Raw genomic sequence first — 17,011 nt, 5'->3', positions numbered from 1 at the left:
GTGTATTTTAGGTATGTAATGCCTGAAATACGCTGTACAAACAGTAATGTTTTCCACACATAATGTCATTATTATCAATTATTAAAGCTCGTTTCAGTTGTGATGGTCTCAGCCCCAAACTAGATAAACATGTTCTGCTAAAATGAGCCGAATCAGAAAATCCCATATCACTGGCTAATTTTGTCAGTGTTGTAGGGGAGTCGAGTATATCAATTACATCCTGTAATCTTTTCCACAATAGATAACCCCTGAAATTAATACCCAACTCAGAACGAAAAAGATGAAGAAAGCGACTTTCAGAAAGGTGTATTTTTTCGGCGATTTCCCTCGATGAAATTTGCTTTATGGGTAATGATGAAATAATAGAGACTGCTTTATTAATGCGGTTATCTTGATCACATGAACAATTAGGATCTGACTCACATAATAACTTATAGACGTGATAAAGCTCAAATGGTTGGCTAATAGCAACAGATTTTATAAAATAACTGGCAATTTTTAATGCTTCTTTGTGAGTAAGGAAATAAACAGGATTAGTTTCAGTAAAATGCGATAATAAGTGGTAATAGGGATCTTCTGGGCCAATAAGCAAATTAATACAACAGACATCAGGTGCGCTCAGTTTATGGGGAACATTTGATTGAATAATAAAACCAAACACATCTTTTTTTTCATCTGGTGTTTCTAGCTCAAAAGACATATTGTGCAATGATATTGTCAATTGAAGAGAAGGGTGACGATGCCAATCTGTCGTGATATTGTTTATAAAAAGCAATGTAGATAAATTTTGTCGGTGCACTTTAACTAACAAATCATTGTCTAACATGATATTTTATCCTTGCTAAATAAACATCTTTGTCATTAAAAACAGTAACATAAATCATATGTAAAGACTATACATATATACGTAATTCGATTAACTTAAACTAACTAAAGGATAACACATATCATGTATAAAGTTAATCAAGAACAATACAAACGTACTTTTGGATATTTTAAACCTATCACCAAAAACTTTATTATAGGATCTCAAAATATTTCGCAATCTTTTTGCCATTTTTCAGTAGATAATTTTAATATTAATAATTTTGACGATTTACCATTAAAATTAAAAAAAAAGATATTCAATACTTTCCAGTAAGAAGAAAAATAGAGTTCTTAGCTGGTAGAGTGTGTTCTGCTACGGCATTAGAAAACGTATTGCGTGATGGAGAATATTACTGGAGACTAAAAAGTTACAACGGAGCCGTTTTATGGCCTAAAAACATAGCTGGTTCAATATCTCACTCTAATAATTTTGTAACTGCGGTCACAATAAAACATTCAAATGAGGTTCAAAGCATAGGAGTTGATATAGAAAAAATAATGTCCACTCAAAAAGCAATTGATTTAAGTCAAACGATCCTAAAATGCCCTACTCCCAGTGACATGATAATGGACATAACACATACATTACTTTAGTATTTTCAGCCCAAGAGAGTTTATATAAGGCGTTTAGCTCAACTGGTATTACACTTTCATATGAAGATATTTTTTGCATAGGTATAAACAAAGAAAAAAAACATATACGTTACATGTAGGTAATCCGATCAATAAAGTTTTTGAAGTTCATTTTTATTTTTCAAAATATTATAATCTTGTTATGACTTACGTATTTATTTAACCAACTATTTTTCTATTTCATTCTTTGATGTAATGGTTGATTTTGCAAACCAAACAACTATGATTAATAGTAGAAAAATAATTCCATATAGCCAAAAAATTTCGTTGGTTGCGATTACCAACCCCTGATTAGTAATATTTTGTGCTAGTTTAGCCGAAGCTTGAGTTTCAGAAAAACCTTGCAACTGAAACTGATGATATGAGTATTCTAGCGTTTGTATATTTTGATTCATTAGATCAGTTAGTTGATTATGATGAATTGCTTCACGATGTTCCCATAATGAATTTGTTAAAGAAGTACCAATGGAAGTAGATAATGTCCTAAAAAAATTAAATAAACTTCCTGCTGCCGCTACCTTGTGAGAAGGTATATCAGATAAAATTATTATATTCAAAGGCATAACAAAGCAAGCTATCGCAAATCCTTGAAAGAATTGGGGCCATGCAGAACTCGAAAAATCCATATTAGGCTCAAACGAGTAAGCTCTCCAAAAAAAGCACAAAGCAAAAACAATGAAACCAAAAGTCACAAGCTTCCTCATATCTAAATAAGGAACAAAACGGCCGACTATTGGAGCAAGAACGATAGGAACTAAACCGATGGGAGACAATGCTAATCCTGCCCACGTTGCAGTATAACCAAAAACTCGTTGTAATAGCTGTGGTTGTAAAACTAATGTCCCTATATGTAGCAAAAATGCCAAACTTATGCAAATCGTCCCTACTGTAAAATTTCTTGATCTAAATAAAGATAGATCAACAATTGGATCATTCGATGTCATTTCCCAAAGAACAAAAAAAGAAAGTGTTACTAACGCTATCACAGATAAAATAATAATTTCAGATGAATTAAACCAATCCAGTTCTTTCCCTCTATCTAAAATAAGCTGTAAACTACCAACACCAAATATTAATAAAGCAAGCCCAATAGTATCTATTCGAGATTTGCTTATTTCTGTTTCTCGTCCTTTTAATAATATTTTAATACTTATCCAAGCTATTAGACCAATTGGCACATTTAGTAAAAAAATCCAGCCCCAAAATAAATTGTCACTTATCCATCCACCCAAAATAGGTCCACAGACGGGAGCAATAATAATAGTCATCGACCATATTGCTAAAGACATATTTTTTTTGGAATCTGGAGAGTTAGCTAATAATAAGCTTTGAGAAAGAGGAATAATTGGTCCAGAAACCGCACCTTGTAGTACTCGTGAAATAATTAACATTTCAAGGCTGTTGGAGACACCACATAACCAAGAGGCTAAAACAAACAAAAAAATTGAAAACAAAAATAACTTAACTTCCCCAAAGTACTTAGCTAGCCATCCAGATAAAGGAATTGAAATGGCATTAGATACGGCAAATGATGTAATTACCCATGTTGCTTGGCTAGTTGATGTTCCTAGGTTTCCAGAAATAGTAGAGAGTGCTACATTGGCAATTGTTAAATCTAAAATTTGTAAGAAAGCCACTGTTGCCAATGCAACAATAAGCCAAATTAATTTTGCACCTGATAGATATAATGGTGACATTTTATGATTCACTGAATATTACTCTCTAAAATTAAGTTATTTTGCATAATTTCTCGTACTAGTTGCTCGAATTCATCTAGGTCGTAAGCAAGCACATCTGTTTGATATTTAATTTCTTGAGGTGAAATATCAGTAAGTAATTTTCCACTTACATCACTGGTATCCACTGTTACATACATAGATAACCCTACCCGTAATGGATATTCCTTAATTTGCTCTTTATTCAATTCAATACGGACAGGTAAACGCTGAATTACTTTAATCCAATTTCCTGTTGCATTTTGTGCTGGTAATAACGAAAATGCACTTCCCGTTCCCATAGCAATTCCTGTAATCACCCCGTCGAATTTAATATCATCTCCATAATAATCACTAGTTAACTTAACTTTTTGTCCTAATCGAATGTGTTTTAGTTGAACTTCTTTAAAGTTAGCTTCTACCCAAACTTGATCCAAAGGAACAATAACTAATAATCGTTCTCCTCTATTAACCTGTGTTCCAACTTGGACTTGGCGCCTCGAAACATATCCAGTGACAGGGGAAACAATTGTTACTCGTTTTAAGTTAAGCCAAGCTTCCTTTAGTTTAGAAATAGCTTGCTGAATACGTGGCTGTTCTAATAATGAATTCTGCATTAATAGAGCATTATTAATTTCTAACTCTTGCTTGGAAATATTTAAGTCATTTGACGCAATTAATACATCTTGCCTAGCATGCTCTATTTCTTCTTGTGAAATAGCATTACGAGACCAAAGGCCTTCTCTCCGAGCTAAATCTTTTTCTAATTTATCTAATGTCGCTTGCTTTAATTGAATACTTGCTAACAATTTTTCAGTTGTCAGTTTGATCTGTTGAGTTTCTCTTATTACCTTGGCTAATTCATTTTTTGCATAACTAAAATTATTTTCAGCATCAATTGATTCTAATTGAGCGATAACATCTTTTTTTCTCACAAAGTCATTATCATCAACGTAAATGGAGGAGATTCCTCCGCTTATTTGAGTATGAATTGGAATTTGATTTCCCATAACATACGCATTATCTGTAGATTGTGTAAACCGAGAAAACATGTACCAAAAAATGAAGTATCCTATCCCTGAAACTAGGAAAATAACAGATAAAATAATCAATTTTTTATATCGTGTTAAACCATTGAATTGTCGGCCATCAGTGTTGTTTTCCATCGTACACTCCATTTACATCTTTCATTTTAATCATTACTTCTATGAACAGCATCACAAAATGCTGTTTCATTAAGCAGACGTTCCACCATCCATAACTAGAGTTTGACCTGTAATATAATTACCCCCACAACCGAGTAAAAAATTCACAGACATAGCCATTTCCTTATTATTTTCCATTATGTTACTTCATCTCTTGTTTGGTTATTAGATTGTGAAAAGTTAACGGCATTGTATAAATGGGTAAGTAATATTGTCTTGAACAAATAAGCTAACTTCATTTTATAAAAAAATCATTGATTTATTTAACTATCTATATTTCAAATAGTTATTTATTCTTTGACAATTATTTTTATTTAAAAAAAAGAATGAGAGATCTAATATAGCTAGTTTATTCAATTAGAGGATAAAATTCATGACTTACGACTGTGTAATCATTGGTGCTGGACAAGCTGGACTGTGTTTAGCATCATTTCTGACTAAAAAAAATATCACTGTTCTCATATTAGAAAGAGATGAACGTATAGGAGACGTCTGGCGTAGACGACCAGATAGTATGCGGTTATTTACACCAAGAGCAATGAATCAGCTACCAGGTTTAATTATGGCTGGTGATCAAAAAGGGTATCCAGATAAGCATGAAGTGGCTGATTACTTAGAGTTTTACGCTCAACATAACAAATTACATGTATTGCTAAATAAAAATGTATATTCTGTAGAATATAATGATCAAATTTATTCTTTAAAAACTCAAGATGGAGAAACTTTTCAAGCAAAGTGTTTGGTCAATGCAACAGGGGCAAATCAGAAAGTTAATGTTCTTGATATTTCCAGAGATATTCCAGCAGAGATACAGCAGCTGACAATAGATCAGTATCAAAATCCAAAACAACTGTTTTCAAAAAATATTGCAATAATTGGTGATGGTTCTGGTGGCCGCCAAGTTGCTAAAGAGTTAGCTGAAACACATAATGTAACTTTGTTTTGTGGCTTTCCTCGTCCATTTGCTCCTCAGGAACTGTTTGGAATAAACACATTAATTTTATTAAAAAAATTGTCTATTTTAAATTCTGACTCTCGAAGCATTATAGGTCGTTGGCTTAGGAAACGAAATTTAATACCTTGTAACAATATTACCAATAAAATTCTGAATAAAAAAGGAGTTAGGCTTTACTCTAAACTTACTAGCGTAGATGGTAAAAAGTTAATTTCCGAAAGTGGCGAAAACTGTGAACCACATATTGTTATTTGGAGCCTAGGATATAAAGAAGATACAGATTGGTTGACTATTCCTCATTCTTCCAATTCAGACGGGTTTATTTGTCAAGTTGGACATAATGCTGGAGGTAAGACTCCTTATCCCGACTTATTTATTGTTGGAAAAAAATGGTTAAGTTGTCGTGCATCAGAACTAATTTATGGAAGTGTCAATGATGCTCAACGAGTAGCTAATTTTGTTGAAATGGCTTTAAAAAACAAGTGATTTATATGTCTGCAACAAAGTCAGGGAGACTCATAATCGTGTGAAATATACAGAACACCACCACGTTATGAAGCAAAAATGAGCTGATTTAATTGATAAATGGAATAAACAAGGTCTAGAAGAATAAAACTACACCGATTGCAGAGAATGATTCGAATTTCTCTGCTACTTCTAGCTCAGTTCAATCGAATCAGACAGATGTTTTACTATCCCAGAGAACTTACACTCGCTACATTACTTAATATAAATTCCGAGACTACTAATTAACAAGCTAAATAAATACCTCGCCATATTGATGAGCACATTCAGCAAATGTTTTTTGGCTGTCTCTTTCAATTTTTTCCTGAATAACAGTTTTTTGGCGTTTTTGCAGTGGATTGATCTTTTCTCTTAACAACTTTCGACTGTTGCGCGCTTCTTCTCTTGCTTCTAACAAAGAAACAGTATGTGTAGCACCAAGTCCCATTTTATGTTCTTTTTTTTCAAAGCTAAAGCGAAACATCCAAGATTCAGCTCCCTCATGACTAACGCGAAGTCAAAGTCTTGCACCATCGCTATAATCACCTGCTTTATTTATTTTTTTCACAGATAAAGTTGTCAGTTTTTCAATTAGCCTTGCCATGAGTAATCCCCCCAACATTTTTTTAATGCGTTGAATTATGTAGAACGAGATAGGCGCATTTAATAAAAAATACAAAACAGTTCGAGTATTTTTCATTGGACGTTTTGATGGGCGTTCTAAGCGTGGATTGAAATGGATTACTCTGGATGAGTATGGAATGAATAATAAAAATGAAAGCAAAAAAAATTCACTTAAACCCTTTATGATAAAGGTCAAAATGAATTTCTCTGGATTGCTGTGGAACCCGCCACAAAAAATAGATGGCGGAAGCGCAGAGATTCGAACTCTGGGAGGGTCGCCCCTCGCCGGTTTTCAAGACCGGTGCTTTCAACCGCTCAGCCACACTTCCGCAATGGCTGTGCATATTAAAGTAGACTTACTTATTTGTAAATAGGTATTTTAAATTTTTTGATTGTTTGCTTTAATTTTCATCAAATCTAGCCATAATTAGTGTAAATATGGCGCTTTCACTATCAAAATAGTGTTGGAATTTATTTTAACGGGTATAATATGGCACAAATAAAAATGCGTGTTTACAAAAATGTTAGAGCAAATACAAACTGATGATAATGGTTATTTAAAAAATTGGCAGGATTGGACTGTTGATTTGGTTCCTTTATTGGCAAAAAAGGAGTCTATTGAATTAACTGATGCACATTGGGAAGTGATTTTATTTGTCCGTGATTTTTATTTAGAGTATAAAACATCGCCGGCGATTAGAGCGTTAGTTAAAGCGATGGAAAAAAAATTTGGTGTAGAAAAGGGTAATAGCCGTTATTTATATAAATTATTTCCTGATGGTCCTGCTAAACAAGCAACTAAACTTGCAGGCTTACCAAAACCCGTTAAATGTATCTAAATAAGCGAATAGAATAATCTCATGATTAGATGGAAATTGCCTTTAATTTTACTTCTTGTGCTTGGTTATTTGCAATACTCGCTATGGTATGGCAAAAATAATATTTATGATTATCAAGATAATCTACAAGTGTTGGCTGATCTTCATGAGCAAAATGCACGATTAAAAGATCGTAATGAACAGATGTTTGCCGAGATTAATAGTTTGCAGCAAGGTTCTGAAGCGATAGAAGAGCGTGCGCGCAACCATTTAGGTATGGTAAAACCGAATGAATATTTCTATCGAATTATTAAAGATCCCAACCCGCAATCTCAATAAGGCGTAACGTGAATAGTACCAGTAATATTGTCGCAATTGTTCCAGCTGCTGGCATCGGTTGCCGTATGAATAATCAAATACCAAAACAATATTTGAAAATTGGCTCCATGACGGTCATTGAGCATACTTTAAATAAGCTATTATCGCATCCTAAAATTACACAGGTGATTGTCGTTATTAATCGCGAAGATGTAATATTTAAAACACTTGCAATTGCTTTGCATGATAAGATAAAAGTCACTATAGGCGGAGAAACCCGTGCCGAGTCGGTATTAGCGGGTTTGCATTTATTATATGATAATCAATGGGCGCTGGTTCATGACGCAGCAAGACCTTGTGTTTGCCATGATGATATAACACAATTAATTGATATTGTACTCAATGCCCAACAAGGCGGTATTTTAGCTACTCGCGTCAGCGATACCATAAAGCGTGCTTATCAAAATAATGATAATATTATTGAATACTCCGAAGACAGAAATTATTTATGGGCAGCAGCAACGCCACAGTTATTTAAAGCAAATGAGCTAAAATCATGTTTGCAGCAGGCTTTAGATAATCATATGACAATTACTGACGAAGCTTCTGCCATTGAATATTGTGGTGGTCATCCATTACTGGTTGAATGTCGCCGCGATAATATCAAAATTACTCGACCTGAGGACTTAGCGTTGGCCACTTTTTATTTAACTACATAAATGACAATAGGTAGAATTATGCGAATAGGTCATGGATTTGATGTTCATAAATTTGGAGGGGAAGGCCCCATAACGCTTGGAGGAGTGAAAATTCCTTATCAATATGGTCTGGTTGCTCATTCCGATGGGGATGTGGTATTACATGCCATAACTGATGCGTTAATTGGTGCATTAGCGTTAGGAGATATTGGTAAACTTTTTCCTGATAACGATCCTCAATATAAAGGAATTGATAGCCGAATATTATTAAGAAAAGTTTATAGCATTATTCAAAACAAAGGTTATGAACTTGTTAATTTAGATACGACTATTATTGCTCAAGAGCCTAAAATGCGTGGGCATGTCGATCAAATGCGAGTTAATATTGCTGAAGATCTTAATGTTCACTTTGATCAAATTAGTGTCAAAGCAACCACTACAGAACAATTAGGTTTTACCGGGCGTAAAGAGGGTATAGCCTGTGAAGCAGTCGTATTACTTACTAAAATAGCTAAAGTCAATTAAATCAAAAGATAGGTAGCATTCGTGTTAACAGAACTGAATTATTTTTATGGTAAACCAACAGTAACAGGACAATATAAACAACAATATGAAGATTTTATTGTTACTGAAGATCTCGGATTTGAGCTAACCGGTGATGGTGAACACGTCTTGGTTTATCTTCAAAAACGTGATTGTAATACGATATTTGTTGCTGAGCAATTAGCTAAATATGTGGGTATTTCAGCCAAGTTAGTCAGTTATGCAGGATTAAAAGATCGCCAAGCGGTCACTCGTCAGTGGTTTAGTTTACATATGCCAGGTCAAGCAACACCTGATTTTTCGGATTTTAATTTAGACGGATGTGAAATTTTAAAAATTACACGACATAATAAAAAATTAAAAATAGGGGCTTTGAAAGGCAACTATTTTGATATTACGTTGAAAATGCTAAGTGATAAATCAGGGATTGAGACTAAATTAGCGTTAATTAAAGAAAATGGGGTGCCAAATTATTTTGGCGAACAGCGTTTTGGTCGCGAACAAAATAATATCACTCAAGCTATCAAATGGGCAAATGGCGAGATTTCCGTTAAAGATCGTAAAAAACGCAGTTTTTACCTTTCAGCAGCACGTAGTGCAATTTTTAATGATATTGTCAGTCAACGAATTGCCGAAAATTTGCATCGTACCGCGCTTGATGGTGATATATTACAACTTGCTGGGCGTGGAAGTTGGTTTGTTGCAAAAACAGAAGAACTCGATTTATTGCAACACCGTTTAGAAAATCGTGAAATTACCATTACTGCACCTATGCTGGGCGATTCCCCACTAGGAACAATGTCTCAAGCACTTGAATTTGAGCAAAATTGTTTAAAAAATTGGATGACTTTTCTTGAATTATTTAAAAAAGAGCGTATTGAAACTGCAAGACGCTCTATAGTGGTCTATCCTTTAGAACTTAACTGGCAATGGTTGAATGATAATAGTCTTACTATGCGTTTTTATTTACCGTCAGGATGTTACGCCACAAGTGTGATACGTGAATTGATAATAGGAAATGAGTAATACATATGCAAAGTTTAAAAATGCAGTCTCTAATTAAATTATTGCGTCAGCAGGGAATCAAAGATGAGCGTGTCTTAACAGCTTTTGCCTCTATACCACGAGAACACTTTATCGACGAGGCTCTATCCCATCAGGCTTATGATAATTGTTCTTTACCGATAGGGAGTGGGCAAACCATTTCACAACCTTATATCGTTGCAAAGATGACCGAGCTATTACGTTTAGAACCTAACTCAAAAGTGCTTGAAATTGGAACTGGATCTGGTTATCAAACGGCAATTTTAGCCAAATTAGTTAACCACGTTTGTTCGGTTGAAAGAATTAAAAGTTTACAATGGAATACTAAACGTCGTTTAAAACAGTTAGACATTCACAATATTTCAACTCGACATGGAGATGGTTGGTTAGGATGGCCGGAACGAGGTCCATTTGATGGTATTATTGTCACTGCTGCTGCAACACAGGTACCACAAAGTCTTTTAGATCAGTTAGCGGATAAAGGGCGTTTAGTCATCCCTGTTGGTGATGAAGACAATCAAGTCCTTCAATTAATAAAACGCAGTGGTGACGGTTTTATTGTAAAAAATGTCGAAGATGTTAAATTTGTCCCACTTATTAAAGGTGATATTGAATAACAAAGCCTTATTAATAACTTTAATGAGCTCGTTAATATTTAAGATTTAATACTCAGTATTTTTTGACTGATCTTATATTACTGTTTTTTGTTATTTTTAATAATATAAACAAATAGTGATTGATTAGATTTTGCTGATTTTCTTTTGAATATTATCCACCATACTCATGGGTACCTGTCTTTATAGCAATAGCAACTAAAGTGATAACTATTTAATTAAAAAATTCTGGTTGTTGGCTGGTGAAATCTTTCGATTATTAATTTCTAAATATCATTGAATAGATATAAAATTATCCATGCTGTTTGCATGGATAATTTTTTACTGAAACGTATGCATTTCCTGAAACTTTTTGATAGACATATTTATTGTGTTTGTTCAGAATTTCTCCACTCACAAATACCATAAATTGCATTAAATAGATAAATTAAATATTGTGCAGCAATAACGATGTTATCTGTATAAATATTAAGACCAATTACCAACACATTTAGTATCACCCAAAAATACCAATTGAATGAGTAACGCATCATCAACAATAATTGGGCAACAATCCCTAATCCAAAGATAAAGCAGTTAGTTATAAGCTGATAACTACTATTGTTGACTTCAAGCGATTCAGTGATGTAAATATTTAAAAATACTGCTGCAATAAGCGCGATAATGGCACATAAAAAATTACTTTCGCTCAAGGTTCTGGATTTAACATTTTTATTGTTATCTTGATTTTTTTGCCAATTAATTAAGCCATAAATGTGTGAACCAAAATAGCAAATACTTGGTAAGCCAGCACCAATATTACCGTTAAGAAAGTTAGCAGAGCATTCAGCAACATTGGCTAACATGCCCATCACATTTCCCATATTTTTACGTTTGGCCAATAATATTACACAGATCAAGCCACAAAAAGCACCAATATAGGAAATGGTGTAACGAAGATTAAATTGACTAAATGGGTCGGTATATAAAAAGGCCAACGTTACACATATTATGCAAAAAAGTGGATAGAATTTGTTTCGTCCAATAAATATTATAAGTTGATTTAATTTATTCATAATTAATACTCTTCATTGTTGATAAGTTGATTGACTAAATCAATACAACATAAATAGCGTTCTTCATAATTAGGTGAATCTATTCGAATATAGTTAATGCTATTTTTTTCTAAAATTGAGATGAGCAACTGTTGAAAGTCTTTACGCTGTTTCGGACTCCCCAAATGGCGTAAGCCGTCGGCTACCCAAGGTGTATTGTTGCCAAGCAATATAACTAGATCAAAACGGTAGTTGTTAATCATTGCTTGTAAAAATGGGTGTTCTTTACCTTCATATTTTTTACAGAAAGCTTGAGTCGTGACAAAATCAGTATCAATAAATGAGACTTTATTGGCATGTTTTATTGCAAAATCAATATATTGTGCATGGCCTAGTGCAATTTTATCGTAATCTGCATATTGTAATGCCCGTTCGTCTCCGCCTAATTGAGAAAAAACGTAATCTCGCCCATATTCCCAAGCGCTGGTAGTATTAAATACATTAGCTAATTTATTGACTAGTGTTGATTTACCACTTGATTCGCCTCCTAAAATCGCCACTGTTCTAACAAAGAATGGTCTGACTTCAGTTGGAATGTATTGCCAATTTTTGAGGGGTGCTTTGCGAATTTGGGTACCACTAACTTTCATAAATTCTCTGTGAGGATCGATAAGTACCGTATTTAAATTAAATAACTCCTTGTACATGGTAACATCTTGGGGTTCGCTTGAATAAACGCATTCAGGTTCGATGCCTTTTTCTTTAAACAGCTTTTTGACGCGCTCACTCCATTGCTGCCAACCATTTGGATAGGCAGGGATACCATCTTCTTCTAATAATTCAATGTGAATATTTTTTTGATACTTAAAAGTTTGTAATAGCCAACGAATTCGATCATTGATTGTTGGTTGCCGAGACATGGCACTTTCTTCAAATAATGCCATATCACGTTCTGTATCGGAACAAAGAATCACATATAACTCATCGACTTGACTTATTGCACGTTGAATAAGGTGAATATGTCCAGTATGTAATGGATAAAATTTACCAAAAATGACTCCCACTTTTTTGTTTTTAGTTGGTTGTTCAATTTGCAAATATTGGTGAAGCGATTGTAATTTTTGCGCACTTGGATTTTTGATTTTATCGTTAGCGAGTTGACTTAAATAACCTTTAGTCATTTGACAAGCATCGGCAACGGTTTGTAATGATAAATTCCTACGTTTGATTGCTTTTTTTAAATAACTGAAGCTATTCATAGTGTTTCCTTATATTTTGTTTTTTATTTTTAACAAAATATACATTTTTTTAATCAAATGTTCAATATATAAAACTAAATTAATTTTTTATTTAACACAAAATTAAATTTTATGGAAATTTAAGCAGAAATAGCCAATACTATTTTAAGTACGGTTATCATGGATAGATATGCGATACAGACATATTTATAACATGAATATATTTAAATAATTAAAATATAAAATTATTAAAAAGGGACAGTATGAAAATTCAAAAAACAGCTCTTTTAATTGCGTTAGTTTCAGGTAGTATTTTTGCCGATAATAATATTAATTTAAATAAAATGACTTTATTTTTACAGGATGCCGAATTACAAGGTCAAGCAAAGGTATCACTAAAGTAGGCAAAAGCCTTTTTGTCACAAGATTGGCTAAAGATACTTTGGATCTTTATTTAGGTAAAGATAAAAACATTTCAATTTTACGCAATCGAGATAATAGTGAAACGTTAAAATCTTTGTCGGTAGGTAATTATCTTTCACAAAAATATGCCTACATTATTGATGTGAAAAATGGCAAGTCAATGCTAATAAATTTAGTTTTCTATGATCGGATCCCAGTTATTATCAATAAAATCGTAAAGCTTGATAATATTAAGTATAACGGTGCAAGTTATGATAAAAAAACAGGATTAGTAACATGGAAGTTTGATTTGAATCCGAATGAGACTAAAAAACTTAATTTAAGCTTCAAACTCACTTATCCAAAAGATAAAGTTAACGATATAATGGGATTATAAGTTAATAACTGAACATATCCCATGTTAATAGAATGGTTAACCCAATTTGAACAAAACAGCCAAATCAGTTTACTTGATATTCATTTAGCTCTGTTTTTAACCGATAAAGCGGAGCTAGATGACGATATTACAGCTAAACGTTTTAGTTTTTTAGTCTTATCACTGAGTAAAGAAGTGAGAGCAGGTCATGTCTGTCTTGATCTGACTAATTTAAATCAACAATTCATTGAACCACAATTATGGCAGGATTTAGGGGCACCAAGTGAACAAGCTTGGCAAGCTGTACTTGAACAAGCTGAAAGTAAACACGTTGTGAGCGATGGCAAAAACTTATCACCCCTTATTTTTACCCAAAATAAACTCTATTTTCAGCGTATGTGGTTTGATGAAGTCAATGTAGCTCAATATTTTAATCACACAACACTTGCCCAAGAATCCAATTACTTAATTGACTTAAATGTAATTCTCAATCAGCTTTTTAGCAATAATGAAGAATCTATCGATTGGCAAAAAGTTGCCGTGGCAGTTGCATTAACTCGTAAAGTAGCCATTATTTCTGGTGGACCGGGAACGGGGAAAACTACAACAGTTGCAAAAATACTTGCTGCAATTAGGCAAACTAATCCTAAGGCTCGATTAGTTACATCCGCACCTACAGGTAAAGCGGCGTCAAGATTAACTGAATCACTAAGTCGAGCAATTGAACAGCTTTCCTTATCATCTTTAAATATTAATACGGAATCAATTACTTTGCATCGCTTATTAGGCGCCAAAGCGGATAATCGCTCGTTCACGTATGATAAAGATAATCCACTCAATTTGGATGTATTAGTGATAGACGAAGCATCAATGGTAGACTTAAATATGATGGCGAGAGTAATAGATGCGTTACCATCCTCAGCACGCTTAATTTTGCTTGGCGATAAAGATCAACTTTCATCGGTCGAAGCAGGTGCTGTATTTGGTGATCTCTGTGCATTTATTACTGATGGATACAGCAAATTACGAGCTAAAGAACTAAGCCAAGTGACAGGTTATGACGTACCAATTTCAGAGCAAACAGCCAACATTACTGACAGTATTTGCTTATTACAAAAGAGTTATCGATTTGATGAGGCATCGGGTATCGGTTTACTTGCTAATGCGGTAAAAGACGGGAAATCAGGTGTTGTTAAACAATTATTAAACAATGCTTCATTGAGTGATATTAAGTATCAGGAACTTTCATCTCAGCAAGCCTACCAAGCTGTTTTACATGATAGTGTGGATCAATATCAACATTATCTAAATGCAATAAATCAACACTGCATTGATGATATAGCAACGATTTTAGATAAATTTGCCCAATATCGCTTACTCTGCGCAGTGCGAGAAGGGAAGTTTGGTGTGAGTGGTTTAAATAAGCAAATTGAGTCTTTATTAGCTCAAAAAAAATTCATTCACCTTAAGAATGACGAAGCTTGGTACGTCGGTCGTCCGATTATGATTTTACGCAACAGCATTTCATTAGGACTTTATAATGGTGATATTGGAATTACTTTAAGGGCAGTGCATGACCATTCAAAATTACGAGTCTATTTTCCATTTGCTGACGGTTCGATAAAAGGGTTTTCTCCTTTCCGATTACCTGAGCATGAAACGGCTTATGCAATGACGATCCATAAATCACAAGGTTCAGAATTTGATCATGTAAATATTATTTTGCCAACAGAATTTTCGCCATTACTTAATCGTTCATTACTTTATACAGCCATCACTCGTGCTAAAAAAACGGTTTCAATTTATGCAACTGAACAAATTCTGCAACAAGCAATAAAATCTCAAACACAAAGGCACAGTGGTTTAGTTAATTTATTACTGAATAAAGGATAAAGTTATAATAAATAAAAGTTAGCAGATTGATTATTTTATTAAATATTAAAAATAAAATTAAATAGGCAAGAAGAGAGTACAGGGCATATCGCCCTGTAATTGATATTAATGAATAATTTTAGCTAAGAAGTCTTTAGCACGATCTGATTGTGGATTTGTGAAGAATTGTTCTTTTGAGGTATCTTCAATAATTTCTCCCTTATCCATAAAGATAACACGGTGTGCAACTTTACGCGCAAAGCCCATCTCATGAGTAACTACCATCATCGTCATGCCTTCATAAGCAAGTTCAACCATTACATCAAGAACTTCATTAACCATTTCTGGATCAAGCGCTGAGGTTGGTTCGTCAAATAGCATAACAATTGGATCCATGCAAAGCGCTCGAGCAATCGCAACACGTTGCTGTTGACCACCAGAAAGCTGTGCAGGGTATTTATCAGCATGAGCAAGTAAACCCACACGTTCTAATAGATTAAGAGCTTTTTCACGAGCCTCTTCATCCGCTCGACCTAATACTTTAATTTGGGCAAGCGTTAAATTTTTTAAAATGGTTAAATGAGGGAAGAGTTCAAAATGTTGAAATACCATACCCACTTTTGATCGTAATTTCGCTAAATTAGTTGCGGGATCAGTTATTTCTGTCTCTTCAATAATGATTTTACCTTGTTGTACTGGTTCTAAACCATTAACAGTTTTGATTAATGTTGATTTACCTGAACCAGAAGGTCCACAAACAACGACAACCTCACCTTTACCTACTCTTGTTGTGCAGTTTTTTAAAACTTGAAATTGTCCATACCATTTTGATATATTTTCTAAGGAGATCATCGATTTATCCCTTTCTTAAAATAATTAACTAACAGTGAAGCAGTAAAACAAATTACAAAATAACTTGCTGCTGCAAAAATAATCATTGAATATTTAACCGTACCGCCTTGAACATTACCAATTTGAGTTACACTTGCACCGAAAAGGTCAATTAAACTCATCACATAAACTAACGAGGTGTCTTGGAATAAGATAATACCTTGAGTTAGTAAAAGTGGCACCATAGACCGAAATGCTTGAGGTAAGATAATTAAGCGCATGGCCTGACCTTTAGTCATACCTAAAGCATAAGCAGCATGATATTGGCCTTTGTTCACTGCATTGATACCCGCGCGAATGATTTCTGAATAATAAGCTGCTTCAAAAAGTGCAAAAGCGATCATTGCTGAAACAATACGTACATCCGCATAAGGTGGTAAATTAAATACATATTTAATAACTTGTGGCAATGCTAAATAGAACCATAACAGCACTAATAATAGTGGAATGGAGCGAAATAAATTTACGTAGCATTTAGCAAAAATATTAAGCAATTTATTATTTGATAAACGCATTAACGCAAGCATAGTACCCCAAACAATACCAAAAATGACCGCATTAAGGGTGATTTTTGTTGTTAACCATAAACCACTTAATAGTAAATGATAATTATCAAATACCAATGAAGGTATATTTGCAATCCAATCAAAAAGCTGCATT

19 protein-coding genes, 1 tRNA gene and 1 pseudogene are annotated in these 17,011 nt (G+C 33.8%); 11 read left to right on the top strand and 10 right to left on the bottom strand.

The window, feature by feature from the left end:
* Nucleotides 1-7: 7 nt before the first annotated feature.
* Entirely contained in the window at nucleotides 8-826 is an 819-nt protein-coding gene (locus H3S73_RS02855; RefSeq protein WP_198235528.1) for a helix-turn-helix domain-containing protein, read from the bottom strand.
* A gap of 275 nt (nucleotides 827-1,101) precedes the next feature.
* On the opposite strand from H3S73_RS02855, the gene H3S73_RS13960 reads away from it, so the two are divergent.
* Nucleotides 1,102-1,461, top strand: a complete 360-nt coding sequence (locus tag H3S73_RS13960) for a hypothetical protein (RefSeq protein ID WP_370528772.1) — start codon at nucleotides 1,102-1,104, stop codon at nucleotides 1,459-1,461.
* Between the two features lie 206 nt (nucleotides 1,462-1,667).
* Here the strand turns inward: H3S73_RS13960 and H3S73_RS02845 are convergent, their stop codons facing one another.
* Nucleotides 1,668-3,197, bottom strand: a complete 1,530-nt coding sequence (locus tag H3S73_RS02845) for a DHA2 family efflux MFS transporter permease subunit (RefSeq protein WP_198235526.1) — start codon at nucleotides 3,195-3,197, stop codon at nucleotides 1,668-1,670.
* A gap of 8 nt (nucleotides 3,198-3,205) precedes the next feature.
* Nucleotides 3,206-4,381 carry an efflux RND transporter periplasmic adaptor subunit gene (locus H3S73_RS02840; protein ID WP_086309077.1) on the bottom strand — a complete coding sequence of 392 codons (1,176 nt, stop codon included), beginning with the start codon at nucleotides 4,379-4,381 and terminating at the stop codon, nucleotides 3,206-3,208.
* Nucleotides 4,382-4,793: 412 nt separating this feature from the next.
* Here H3S73_RS02840 and H3S73_RS02835 point away from each other — a divergent pair, with 412 nt between their 5' ends.
* Nucleotides 4,794-5,861, top strand: coding sequence for an NAD(P)/FAD-dependent oxidoreductase (locus tag H3S73_RS02835; RefSeq protein ID WP_198235525.1), 1,068 nt, complete (start codon nucleotides 4,794-4,796; stop codon nucleotides 5,859-5,861).
* Between the two features lie 271 nt (nucleotides 5,862-6,132).
* On the opposite strand, the pseudogene H3S73_RS02830 reads toward H3S73_RS02835, so the two are convergent.
* The 3 genes and pseudogenes from H3S73_RS02830 to H3S73_RS02820 form a co-directional block, all read right to left on the bottom strand.
* Nucleotides 6,133-6,384: pseudogene (locus H3S73_RS02830) on the bottom strand (Arm DNA-binding domain-containing protein); the annotation flags it as partial.
* A 12-nt stretch (nucleotides 6,385-6,396) separates the two neighbouring features.
* Nucleotides 6,397-6,663 (bottom strand): hypothetical protein, encoded by a 267-nt coding sequence (locus H3S73_RS02825; protein ID WP_198235524.1) that lies wholly within the window; start codon nucleotides 6,661-6,663, stop codon nucleotides 6,397-6,399.
* 81 nt (nucleotides 6,664-6,744) lie between these two features.
* Nucleotides 6,745-6,832 (bottom strand) — tRNA-Ser (locus tag H3S73_RS02820).
* Between the two features lie 192 nt (nucleotides 6,833-7,024).
* Here H3S73_RS02820 and H3S73_RS02815 point away from each other — a divergent pair.
* From H3S73_RS02815 to H3S73_RS02790, 6 genes are read left to right on the top strand one after another with little or no spacing between them, the layout of a single operon-like run.
* The gene (locus tag H3S73_RS02815) at nucleotides 7,025-7,342 is read left to right on the top strand and encodes a TusE/DsrC/DsvC family sulfur relay protein (RefSeq protein ID WP_086327225.1); all 318 of its coding nucleotides are present in this window, start codon (nucleotides 7,025-7,027) and stop codon (nucleotides 7,340-7,342) included.
* Between the two features lie 21 nt (nucleotides 7,343-7,363).
* Nucleotides 7,364-7,660 carry a cell division protein FtsB gene (ftsB, locus tag H3S73_RS02810; protein WP_039128044.1) on the top strand — a complete coding sequence of 99 codons (297 nt, stop codon included), beginning with the start codon at nucleotides 7,364-7,366 and terminating at the stop codon, nucleotides 7,658-7,660.
* Entirely contained in the window at nucleotides 7,657-8,358 is a 702-nt protein-coding gene (gene ispD, locus H3S73_RS02805) for a 2-C-methyl-D-erythritol 4-phosphate cytidylyltransferase (protein WP_039128042.1), read from the top strand. Before ftsB ends, ispD begins: the two co-directional genes overlap by 4 nt.
* A gap of 18 nt (nucleotides 8,359-8,376) precedes the next feature.
* Nucleotides 8,377-8,862: a 2-C-methyl-D-erythritol 2,4-cyclodiphosphate synthase gene (gene ispF, locus H3S73_RS02800; RefSeq protein ID WP_039128040.1), complete on the top strand. Its 486-nt coding sequence runs from the start codon at nucleotides 8,377-8,379 to the stop codon at nucleotides 8,860-8,862.
* Between the two features lie 21 nt (nucleotides 8,863-8,883).
* A complete protein-coding gene (gene truD / locus H3S73_RS02795; RefSeq protein WP_198235523.1) occupies nucleotides 8,884-9,906 on the top strand; it encodes a tRNA pseudouridine(13) synthase TruD in 1,023 nt (340 codons plus the stop codon).
* A gap of 5 nt (nucleotides 9,907-9,911) precedes the next feature.
* Nucleotides 9,912-10,541, top strand: coding sequence for a protein-L-isoaspartate(D-aspartate) O-methyltransferase (locus tag H3S73_RS02790; protein ID WP_039128036.1), 630 nt, complete (start codon nucleotides 9,912-9,914; stop codon nucleotides 10,539-10,541).
* Between the two features lie 362 nt (nucleotides 10,542-10,903).
* Here the strand turns inward: H3S73_RS02790 and pnuC are convergent, their stop codons facing one another.
* Entirely contained in the window at nucleotides 10,904-11,593 is a 690-nt protein-coding gene (pnuC, locus tag H3S73_RS02785) for a nicotinamide riboside transporter PnuC (protein ID WP_086327552.1), read from the bottom strand.
* Nucleotides 11,594-11,595: 2 nt separating this feature from the next.
* Entirely contained in the window at nucleotides 11,596-12,831 is a 1,236-nt protein-coding gene (gene nadR / locus H3S73_RS02780) for a multifunctional transcriptional regulator/nicotinamide-nucleotide adenylyltransferase/ribosylnicotinamide kinase NadR (protein WP_198235522.1), read from the bottom strand.
* Between the two features lie 242 nt (nucleotides 12,832-13,073).
* Here nadR and H3S73_RS02775 point away from each other — a divergent pair, with 242 nt between their 5' ends.
* From H3S73_RS02775 to recD, 3 genes are read left to right on the top strand one after another with little or no spacing between them, the layout of a single operon-like run.
* Nucleotides 13,074-13,214 (top strand): hypothetical protein, encoded by a 141-nt coding sequence (locus tag H3S73_RS02775; RefSeq protein WP_198228767.1) that lies wholly within the window; start codon nucleotides 13,074-13,076, stop codon nucleotides 13,212-13,214.
* Nucleotides 13,215-13,237: 23 nt separating this feature from the next.
* Nucleotides 13,238-13,609, top strand: coding sequence for a DUF4139 domain-containing protein (locus tag H3S73_RS02770; RefSeq protein WP_198235521.1), 372 nt, complete (start codon nucleotides 13,238-13,240; stop codon nucleotides 13,607-13,609).
* Nucleotides 13,610-13,630: 21 nt separating this feature from the next.
* Nucleotides 13,631-15,481 carry an exodeoxyribonuclease V subunit alpha gene (gene recD, locus H3S73_RS02765; protein ID WP_198235520.1) on the top strand — a complete coding sequence of 617 codons (1,851 nt, stop codon included), beginning with the start codon at nucleotides 13,631-13,633 and terminating at the stop codon, nucleotides 15,479-15,481.
* 105 nt (nucleotides 15,482-15,586) lie between these two features.
* Here the strand turns inward: recD and H3S73_RS02760 are convergent, their stop codons facing one another.
* Together H3S73_RS02760 and H3S73_RS02755 are read right to left on the bottom strand one after the other, a co-directional pair.
* Entirely contained in the window at nucleotides 15,587-16,312 is a 726-nt protein-coding gene (locus H3S73_RS02760) for an amino acid ABC transporter ATP-binding protein (RefSeq protein WP_198235519.1), read from the bottom strand.
* Entirely contained in the window at nucleotides 16,309-17,010 is a 702-nt protein-coding gene (locus H3S73_RS02755) for an ABC transporter permease subunit (protein ID WP_198235518.1), read from the bottom strand. The genes H3S73_RS02760 and H3S73_RS02755 overlap by 4 nt, the downstream gene beginning before the upstream one ends.
* Between the last annotated feature and the right edge of the window lies 1 nt (nucleotide 17,011).

The organism is Gilliamella sp. B14384G12, from assembly GCF_016101825.1.
Lineage (GTDB): Bacteria > Pseudomonadota > Gammaproteobacteria > Enterobacterales > Orbaceae > Gilliamella > Gilliamella apicola_N.
Note: the sequence above shows the minus strand (reverse complement) of the source record. Positions and strands in the feature narration are given on the sequence as shown.